Annotated in this window: 8 protein-coding genes; all 8 read right to left on the bottom strand. The window is 72.7% G+C overall.

Translation table 11 applies throughout. The features are described 5' to 3' along the window. A partial coding sequence (locus tag OZN99_RS21340) for a hypothetical protein (protein WP_270937268.1) occupies positions 1-1,079 on the bottom strand: 1,079 nt, incomplete at its 3' end. A gap of 8 nt (positions 1,080-1,087) precedes the next feature. Further along, complete coding sequence (locus OZN99_RS21345) at positions 1,088-1,726, bottom strand: class I SAM-dependent methyltransferase (RefSeq protein WP_270937269.1); 639 nt, start codon at positions 1,724-1,726, stop codon at positions 1,088-1,090. Next, the gene (locus tag OZN99_RS21350; protein WP_270937270.1) at positions 1,723-2,775 is read right to left on the bottom strand and encodes a glycosyltransferase; all 1,053 of its coding nucleotides are present in this window, start codon (positions 2,773-2,775) and stop codon (positions 1,723-1,725) included. Before OZN99_RS21350 ends, OZN99_RS21345 begins: the two co-directional genes overlap by 4 nt. A 92-nt stretch (positions 2,776-2,867) precedes the next feature. Further along, on the bottom strand, positions 2,868-3,671 hold the full coding sequence (locus tag OZN99_RS21355; protein WP_270937271.1) for an undecaprenyl-diphosphate phosphatase: 804 nt from the start codon (positions 3,669-3,671) through the stop codon (positions 2,868-2,870). Between the two features lie 69 nt (positions 3,672-3,740). Next, a complete protein-coding gene (locus tag OZN99_RS21360) occupies positions 3,741-4,304 on the bottom strand; it encodes a histidine phosphatase family protein (RefSeq protein ID WP_270937272.1) in 564 nt (187 codons plus the stop codon). Between the two features lie 92 nt (positions 4,305-4,396). After that, positions 4,397-5,482: a TRAP transporter substrate-binding protein gene (locus tag OZN99_RS21365; RefSeq protein WP_270937273.1), complete on the bottom strand. Its 1,086-nt coding sequence runs from the start codon at positions 5,480-5,482 to the stop codon at positions 4,397-4,399. Positions 5,483-5,611: 129 nt separating this feature from the next. Continuing rightward, positions 5,612-6,031 carry a DUF4149 domain-containing protein gene (locus OZN99_RS21370; RefSeq protein WP_270937274.1) on the bottom strand — a complete coding sequence of 140 codons (420 nt, stop codon included), beginning with the start codon at positions 6,029-6,031 and terminating at the stop codon, positions 5,612-5,614. Positions 6,032-6,282: 251 nt separating this feature from the next. Continuing rightward, positions 6,283-7,281 (bottom strand): HAD family hydrolase, encoded by a 999-nt coding sequence (locus OZN99_RS21375; protein ID WP_270937275.1) that lies wholly within the window; start codon positions 7,279-7,281, stop codon positions 6,283-6,285. Positions 7,282-7,314 lie beyond the last annotated feature (33 nt).

Below are 7,314 nucleotides of genomic sequence, written 5' to 3' on the forward strand. Positions count from 1 at the left end.
GCCCCGCGCGCCAGGCCGGCCTGCGCGATGCGCCCGGCGAGTAGCCCGCCGAGCATCGCGCAGGCGCTGGCCCATTCGATGAAGTAGTTCACGCTGGCGCCGGACTTCGCCACCAGCAGCAGAAGCGGCGTCGAGATCGCGGTGTAGATCAGCGCGGCCGCCGCGGCCCGCGCGGCGGGGTCGCCCTGCAGCGCGGCGGGCAGACGGCGCAGCCGCGGCAGCAGCAGCCACAGCACCAGCAGCGCCCCGCCGAAGCCGAGCGCGATGGGCCCGACGCTCTCCACCGCGAAGCGGTACAGCATCCAGAAGCCGCGATGGTCGTAGCGGTTGATGTTGTAGGCGATGAGGTGCTGCAGGAAGCCGCCGCCGGTCAGCAGCGTGGCCAGGGCGAGCAGCGCCAGCGACAGCACCAGCCCGCCGAGCACGAGCCGCGCCGCGTCGCGCGGGCTGGCCAGCAGCAGCACCAGCGTGGCGGCCAGGGGTGCGGCCAGGGTGGTCTGGCGGGTGAACATCGCTGCCGTGAACAGCGCTGCGGCGGCGAAGGCGCGCCAGTGCGCCTCCGGCGCGCGCAGAACGAGCACGAGCCCCCAGAGCGTGAAGGCGTAGGCGAGCATGTCCACGCGGGCCAGCGGCATCCAGCGCGCCACCGGCCAGAAGGCGAAGAGCAGCAGCGCGGCGACGGCCGCGCCGAACAGCCGTGCCCCGCGCGGGGCGCCGGCCAGCGCGGCATGCGCCATCGCGCCGATCGCCGCCGCCATCGCCAGGGTGGCCGCGTAGGACACGAGGCGTCCCGCCGCGACGAGATCGACGCCCATCGCCGCCACCGCGCGGGAGGCCAGCAGGAAGCCCGGCGGGTAGTGGAAGACGATGAAGGGATATTGCGTGATGTCGCCATAGGCGCGCGGCCCGGTGACCAGCAGCGCCTGCTGCAGCACGATGCCCTCGCCGTAGTCCAGGCTCAGCGTGAACCCGATGGCGCCGGCCGCGGCGCGCAGCACGTCGCCGGCGCGCAAGGCCAGCGCGGCGAGCGCGATAGCCAGCGCCACGCGCACGGCCAGGGCGGGGACGGACAGACGCATCGGGATCCTCAGGGGCGCCGCGGGCGCGCGCGCACCAGCATCTGCTTGCCGGCGGGTTTGTAGGGGGCGGCCAGGTAGGCGCGGATCAGCACCGGCCAGACCGGCAGGCGCGACTTGATGGTGAGGGGCAGGAAGCGCGGCTGGACCTCCATCACCTCGAACCCGTTCGCCTCGAGGAAGTCGCGCAGGCCGACATGCGACCAGGCCGTGACGTGGGTGTAGTCGTCGAAATACTCGCGGGAGGCGTAGCGCCAGTTCGGCTGCAGGATGGTCAGCGTGCCGCGCGGCGAGAGCTTGGCGCGCAGCTGCGCCAGCACGGTGGCGAAGGCGTCCTGCGGCAGGTGCTCGAACAGGTTGCTCGCGAAGGCGAAGTCCACCGAAGCATCGTCGAGGAAGCCGAGCTCCGTCACGCTGCCGACCATGGCCTCCACCCCCGGCGCGACGTGGTCCGGCAGCCCCGGCCAGGTGTCCACCGCGATGCGCCGGCGCGCCTCGACCTGGTTGATGAAGCTGCCATACCCGCTGCCGAGGTCCAGCACGCAGTCATCGGGCCCGACCTGCGCGGCGAAGTGGTGGCGCCACAGCGTGCGCCACAGCACGTCCCGCCGCGGATCGGCGGCGAAGCGGGTGTCGTGGTAGCCGCTCATCGCGCCGACACCCGCCGCCAGCCGAGCACGATGCCGAGCATCATGCGCAGTCCCACCTTCAGCGCGCGCACGTTGCTGGCGTTGCCGCCCTTGCTGACGCCGACGCGCGGGTGGAAGGTGATCGGGCATTCCACCAGCACGAAGCCCTCCGCCAACGCAGTGTCCAGGAAGTGGGCGTTGAACTCCAGGTTCACCGTGGGGTCGAGCCGCGGCAGCAGGCGGCGGAGCGCGTCGCGGTGCACCAGCTTGTAGGTGGTGCCGACATCGGTGACCGTCGCGTGGCCGACATGCTTGGCCTCCAGCAGTTTTCCGACGAAGAGGTTGCCGTAGTACATGAAGGTGGTGAGCTGGGTGTGCGGCTGGCGCAGCCGTTCCACCGTGCGCGTGCCGTTCACGATGTCGGCGTGCGGCGCATAGGCCAGCAGCTTGTCGATGTCGTAGGCGCGGAAGGTCCCGTCGCCCTCGCACAGCACGACCGGCCCGGCGCCTTGGGTGGCCAGCGCCTCCGTCAGGCAGCGATGGACGCAGTGCCCGTAGCCCTGGCGCCGCTCGTCGAAGGTGAGCGCGCCGGCCGCTTCGGCGACCGCCATGGTCGCGTCGCGGCTGGCGTTGCTGACCACGATCACCCGTTCGACCAGGGGGTGCGCCAGGAAGTCGCGCACCGCATCGCCGATGCTGGGTTCGTCGTTGTAGGCGGTGAGTGCCACGGTCACGCGGCGGTCCGGCAGGCTGCGCCAGGCGACCTCCCGGGCAGTGCGCTTCAGGCCGAGCAGCAGCAGCAGGTCGGCCAGCACGAGGCCCAGCCCCGCTACCAGCGGCACGCCGCTGTACCAGACCAGCCACTCGCTGACCGGGCGCAGGATGCGGTCCAGCCCCAGCAGGTAGCGCGGGAAGACCATCAGCACGCCGACGAAGTACATCGCGAGGCCGAGGGAGAAGGCGAGCACGCCGTAGAGCACCCAGGGCACGCGCGCGACCCGCTCGGCCACCGCCAGCGTGGCGTTGCGAGGTCGCCGGGCCGTCTCCTCGCCCGGGTCGAGGTGCGGCATCGCGGCTCCTCGCGCTCGGCCGCAACCGTTGCGGCTACGCGAGGGGCGTTACCATCGTTTCCGGCGCGCCGGCAACCGACGCGTGGGGTGCCTCAGCCCAGCGTCAGCACCGCCAGCATGACGGTGCCGAGCGCGATGCGGTACCAGCCGAAGGGGGTGAAACCGATGCGCGCGATGACGCGCATCAGCCATCGCACCACCAGCAGCGCCACGACGAAGGCCGCCACGAAGCCTACGCCGATCTGCGCCATGCCCGACATGTCGAGGTCGTTGCGGGCCTTGTAGAGCGCATAGACCGTGGCCGCGAACATCGTCGGGATCGCCAGCACGAAGGAGAACTCGGCCGCCGCCCGCCGCTCCACGCCCAGCAGCAGGGCGGTGATGATGGTGGCGCCGGAGCGCGAGGTGCCCGGGATCATCGCCAGCACCTGGCCGAAGCCGATCAGCAGCGCGGCCAGCGGCCCGATCTCCGCGACGGAGCGGATCGATGCATCAGGCCGCCAGCGCTCGATCGCGATGATCGCCACGCCGCCCACGATCAGCGCCGCGCAGACCACGTAGGGGTCGAACAGCGCATCGTGGATCACCTTGTAGAAGGTGGCGCCGATGACCATCGCGGGCAGGAAGGCCAGCAGGATGTTGATGGCGTAGAACCGCTCCGGCCCCGGCCGCCAGGCGCGCAACGCCAGGTCCAGCAGCGTGCGCCAGAACACCACCACCACCGCCAGGATGGCGCCGAGCTGGATGGCGATCTTGAAGGTGGTGCTGGTCGGTCCCTCGAAGCCGATCAGCTCGCCGAGCAGGATGAGGTGGCCGGTGGAGGAGATCGGCAGGAACTCGGTCAGTCCCTCCACGATGCCCATGAGCAGGGCGGAGAGCAGGGCAGACGCATCCATCGTGGCGGGTCACTCCGGGACGGGGCGGTGATACCCCCGGCCGCGGCCGGTGGCCATCCGCCGGGGCAGTCAGTCCGCCACGATCCGCCCGGCCAGCGCGAGGCCGGCCGGCGTGGGGCGCAACAGCAGGATCTCGCCTGGTGCGATGTCGAGGCCGGTGAGCAGGGCGATGTTGATGCGGTGGGTGATCAGCAGGACCGGCCCCTCACCCGACGCGGCCGCGACGACGACCCGCTGCAGCGCTGCGCGACGCGCATCCCGCTCCGCGGGGCCCGGCGGGTCCAGTGCCTCCGCATGGATGGCCGGGCCGAGGCCGAGCAGCGCCGCCGTCTCCCAGGCGCTGCACTCGCGGGAGGCGAGGATGCGGGCGGGTGCCACCCCCGCCTCGCGCAGCCGGACGCCGAGGCGGCGCATGTCCTCGCCGCCGAGTTCCGTCAGCCGCGCCCGGGGGTCGCAGCCCCCGGTGGCGACCGGCGACGGGGCCGAGGCGGCCCCGGCCTCCGCGGAGATGGCGCCGCCATGGCGCATCAGCGCCACGGTGCCGTCGCGGAAGGCCCGCCAGTCGCCTTCGTTCGCCGCTGCCGGCAGGGCGGAGAGGAGCGCGCAGGTCAGCAGGGCAGGGATGCGGCGCATCGCAGCGCATCATCACGCATTCGTGAGGTCGGAACAACCGCTCCGTCGGCACCGGCGGCAGGGGGCTACCCCGCCGCCGGGCCCGCGGGCGCTCAGCGGACGGTCTGTGCCGCCGTGAAGGCGAAGTTGTCGAAGCTGTTCTCCGACACGCGGAACCACTGGAACTGGTCGGTGCGGAACCGGTTGTAGCTCTCCATGATCCGGGCGAAGCGCGGGTTCTGGCGGGCCAGGTCGGCGTTCAGCTCCTCGTTCGCGCGCCAGGCGGCTTCCAGGATCGGGCGCGGCCAGAAGCGCAGCTGCGCCCCGGCGGCGACCAGGCGACGCAGCGCCTGCGGGTTCAGCGTGTCGTAGCGGGAGACCATCTCGCTGTCGGCCTCGGCGCAGGCGATGTCGATCGCGGCCTTGTACTGGTCGGGCAGGGCGGCATGGGCGCGCTGGTTCATCATGAAGTGCAGCCGCGCGCCCGGCTCCCAGAAGCCGGGGGCGTAGTAGAAGCGCGCCACGCGCACGTAGTTCGCGCGCTCGTCGTCATGCGGGCCGACGAACTCCGCGGCGTCGATCACGCCGCGCTCCAGCGAGGGATAGATGTCGGCCGGGGCGATCAGCGTCGGCGCCGCGCCCAGGCGCGTGAAGAGCTGGCCGGCGAGGCCGGTGATGCGGAACTTCAGGCCGCGCAGCTGGTCCACCGAGGTGATCTCGTTGCGGAACCAGCCGCCCATCTGCGCGCCGGTGTCACCGGCCGGGTGGGCGACGATGCTGTATTCGCGGAAGAACTCGTTGGCCAGCTCGTTGCCGCCGCCATGGCGGAACCAAGCGGTCATCTGGCGGGTGTTGAGGCCGAAGGTCATCGCGGTGAAGGGCGCGAAGGCGATGTCCTTGCCGATGTAGTAGTAGGAGGCGGTATGGCCCGCTTCCATCGTGCCGGCCTGCACGGCGTCCAGCACCTGCAGCCCGCCGACGATCTCGCCGGCGGGGAAGACCTGGATGCGGAAGCGGCCATCGGTGAGCGCGGCGACGCGGGCGGAGATACGCTCCAGCGTGCCGTAGAGCACGTCGAAGACGCGCGGGAAGGAGGACTGGGCGCGCCAGCGCACCTCCGGCAGGGTCTGGGCGAGGGCAGGGGTGGCGAGGGCGGCCGGCGCGGCGGCGGCGGCGCCCATCAGGGCACGGCGGTTCATGACGTTCGGTTCCTCCCGGGCAGCGGGCTCGCGGGCAGCTTCCCGCGCGAGTGGCAACACGGGCCTCCGCCCGCGTCTGGCGGGAGACTTAGTGTATCCGCGGGGGCCGGAAAATAGGCGGCGTTCCGGTCAGGTCACGAAACCCGCCAGGACCACCGCGGCGGCGACCATCTGCAGCAGGTTGGCGATGACGGAGAGCCGGTGGGCGCGGTCGAATTCCGGCTGCGCGGCGGTGTCCCCGGCCTTGGCGCGGTCCGACAGGGCGTTGATCCGTGGCATCAGGGACTGCCGCAGCCACCAGGCCAGGCCGGCCGTGGCGGCCATGATCCCGGCATCCGGCTTGGACAGCGGGAAGAGCGCCACGGCGGCCGCAGCGGCAGTGCCGAGGACGAAGACGTAGTAGCGCGGGAACAGGGCGCGCACGAACTGCCCGCCCTGCTCGACCGGCAGCACCCGGAAGACCAGCGGCGCGACGAGGGCGGCGAAGAACACCATGCCGCCGAGCAGCAGCGCGACGGCGACCAGGGCGATCAGGGCGAGCAGGGTCACGGGTCGGGCCGGGTCCGGAATGCGGTTGCGTCGGGAGATGGTCCCGCTTCGGCCTCGTGCCAGCCCGGCCCGGGCCACGAAGACTGGCCTTGCCCCCATCGGCGTCCGCCCGCGCCCTGCCGCAGCCGCGCCATCCGGGGTCCCGCCCGCGACGAAGCCTGCACCGGCCGGGAACGCCTGGCGGCGGCGCGGGCCGGGCGCATGCGCGATCCCGCCGCACTCCGGCTGCCGCTTGCCGTGACGCCCGCGCCTCAATCGGGGAAGATGCGCAACCAGTCGGACCGCATCGAGACCACATGCCACCCGCGCGCCGGCGCCTCGTCCAGCGCGCGGGCCAGGCGCCCGACATGGCTCTCGCGATCATAGGCGAATTCGCGCTCCGCGTCGTCGTGCCGGACGATCATGCCGAAGCGCCGGCCCTGGCCCTCGGTCGTGTAGCGCAGCATGTGCCAGTCGCCGTCGGAGTTGCCGAAGGCGGCGATCGGCCGGCGGCCGATGTGCCGCGCGATGCCGACCGGCTTGCCGGGGCCGTCATCCACGAAGTCCACCCGCGGCTCCCGCGTCAGCACGATGCGCCCGTCGCCCTCGCCCGACGCCAGCGCGAAGGTCGAGCCGATGACGCGATGCGGCGGGATGCCGTAGACCTGCTCGGCGAAGGCGCGGATGAACTCGACGCCGCCGCCGGAGACGATGAAGCTCGTGAAGCCCCGCGCGCGAAGCAGCGCAAGCACCTCGAGCATGGGCTGGTAGACCAGCGCGGTGTAGGGGCGGTTCCAGCGCCGGTCGCGCGCCGTCGCGAGCCAATCCGCTGCCAGGCGCTGGAACGCCTCCGGCGTGTTCCCGGCCTGCGCGGCGCCGGCCAGGCGCAGCAGGCCGGCTGTGCCCTCGGCCAGCGCGCCGTGCAGGTCGCCGGCGGCGGCAGCCGCGAAGATCGGCTCGCCCGCCCATCCCGGATTGGCCGGCGCCAGTTGTCGGATGCGGTCGAGGATGAAGAGGAGCTGCGTGTAGGCCGGCTGTTCCACCCACAGCGTGCCGTCATTGTCGAACACCGCGACCCGCTCCGGCGGCGGCACGAAACCCGGCCCGCCTTCCGTCGTGACGGCGGCGACGAAATCGAGCAGCGCCCGCTTGCGCGGCCCGTCGCGCCAGGATGGCAGGGGGTCGGGCGACTGCGCGCGCGCCGCCGGCGCCGCAAGTGCGGCGAGGACGAGCGCAGCGAGCGCGCGGCGGGGCAGGCGGGTGCGGATCATGCGGGCCCTCGTCGGCGGATGGGGGGCCGGCGG

The sequence above is a fragment of the Falsiroseomonas oryzae genome (assembly GCF_027856955.1).
GTDB lineage: Bacteria > Pseudomonadota > Alphaproteobacteria > Acetobacterales > Acetobacteraceae > Falsiroseomonas > Falsiroseomonas oryzae.

Excerpts from the sequence above, each read along its gene's own strand:
- OZN99_RS21345 (WP_270937269.1), bottom strand. The coding sequence starts at position 1,726 with ATGAGCGGCTACCACGACACCCGCTTCGCCGCCGATCCGCGGCGGGAC.
- OZN99_RS21350 (WP_270937270.1), bottom strand. The coding sequence starts at position 2,775 with ATGCCGCACCTCGACCCGGGCGAGGAGACGGCCCGGCGACCTCGCAAC.
- OZN99_RS21355 (WP_270937271.1), bottom strand. The coding sequence starts at position 3,671 with ATGGATGCGTCTGCCCTGCTCTCCGCCCTGCTCATGGGCATCGTGGAG.
- OZN99_RS21360 (WP_270937272.1), bottom strand. The coding sequence starts at position 4,304 with ATGCGCCGCATCCCTGCCCTGCTGACCTGCGCGCTCCTCTCCGCCCTG.
- OZN99_RS21365 (WP_270937273.1), bottom strand. The coding sequence starts at position 5,482 with ATGAACCGCCGTGCCCTGATGGGCGCCGCCGCCGCCGCGCCGGCCGCC.
- OZN99_RS21375 (WP_270937275.1), bottom strand. The coding sequence starts at position 7,281 with ATGATCCGCACCCGCCTGCCCCGCCGCGCGCTCGCTGCGCTCGTCCTC.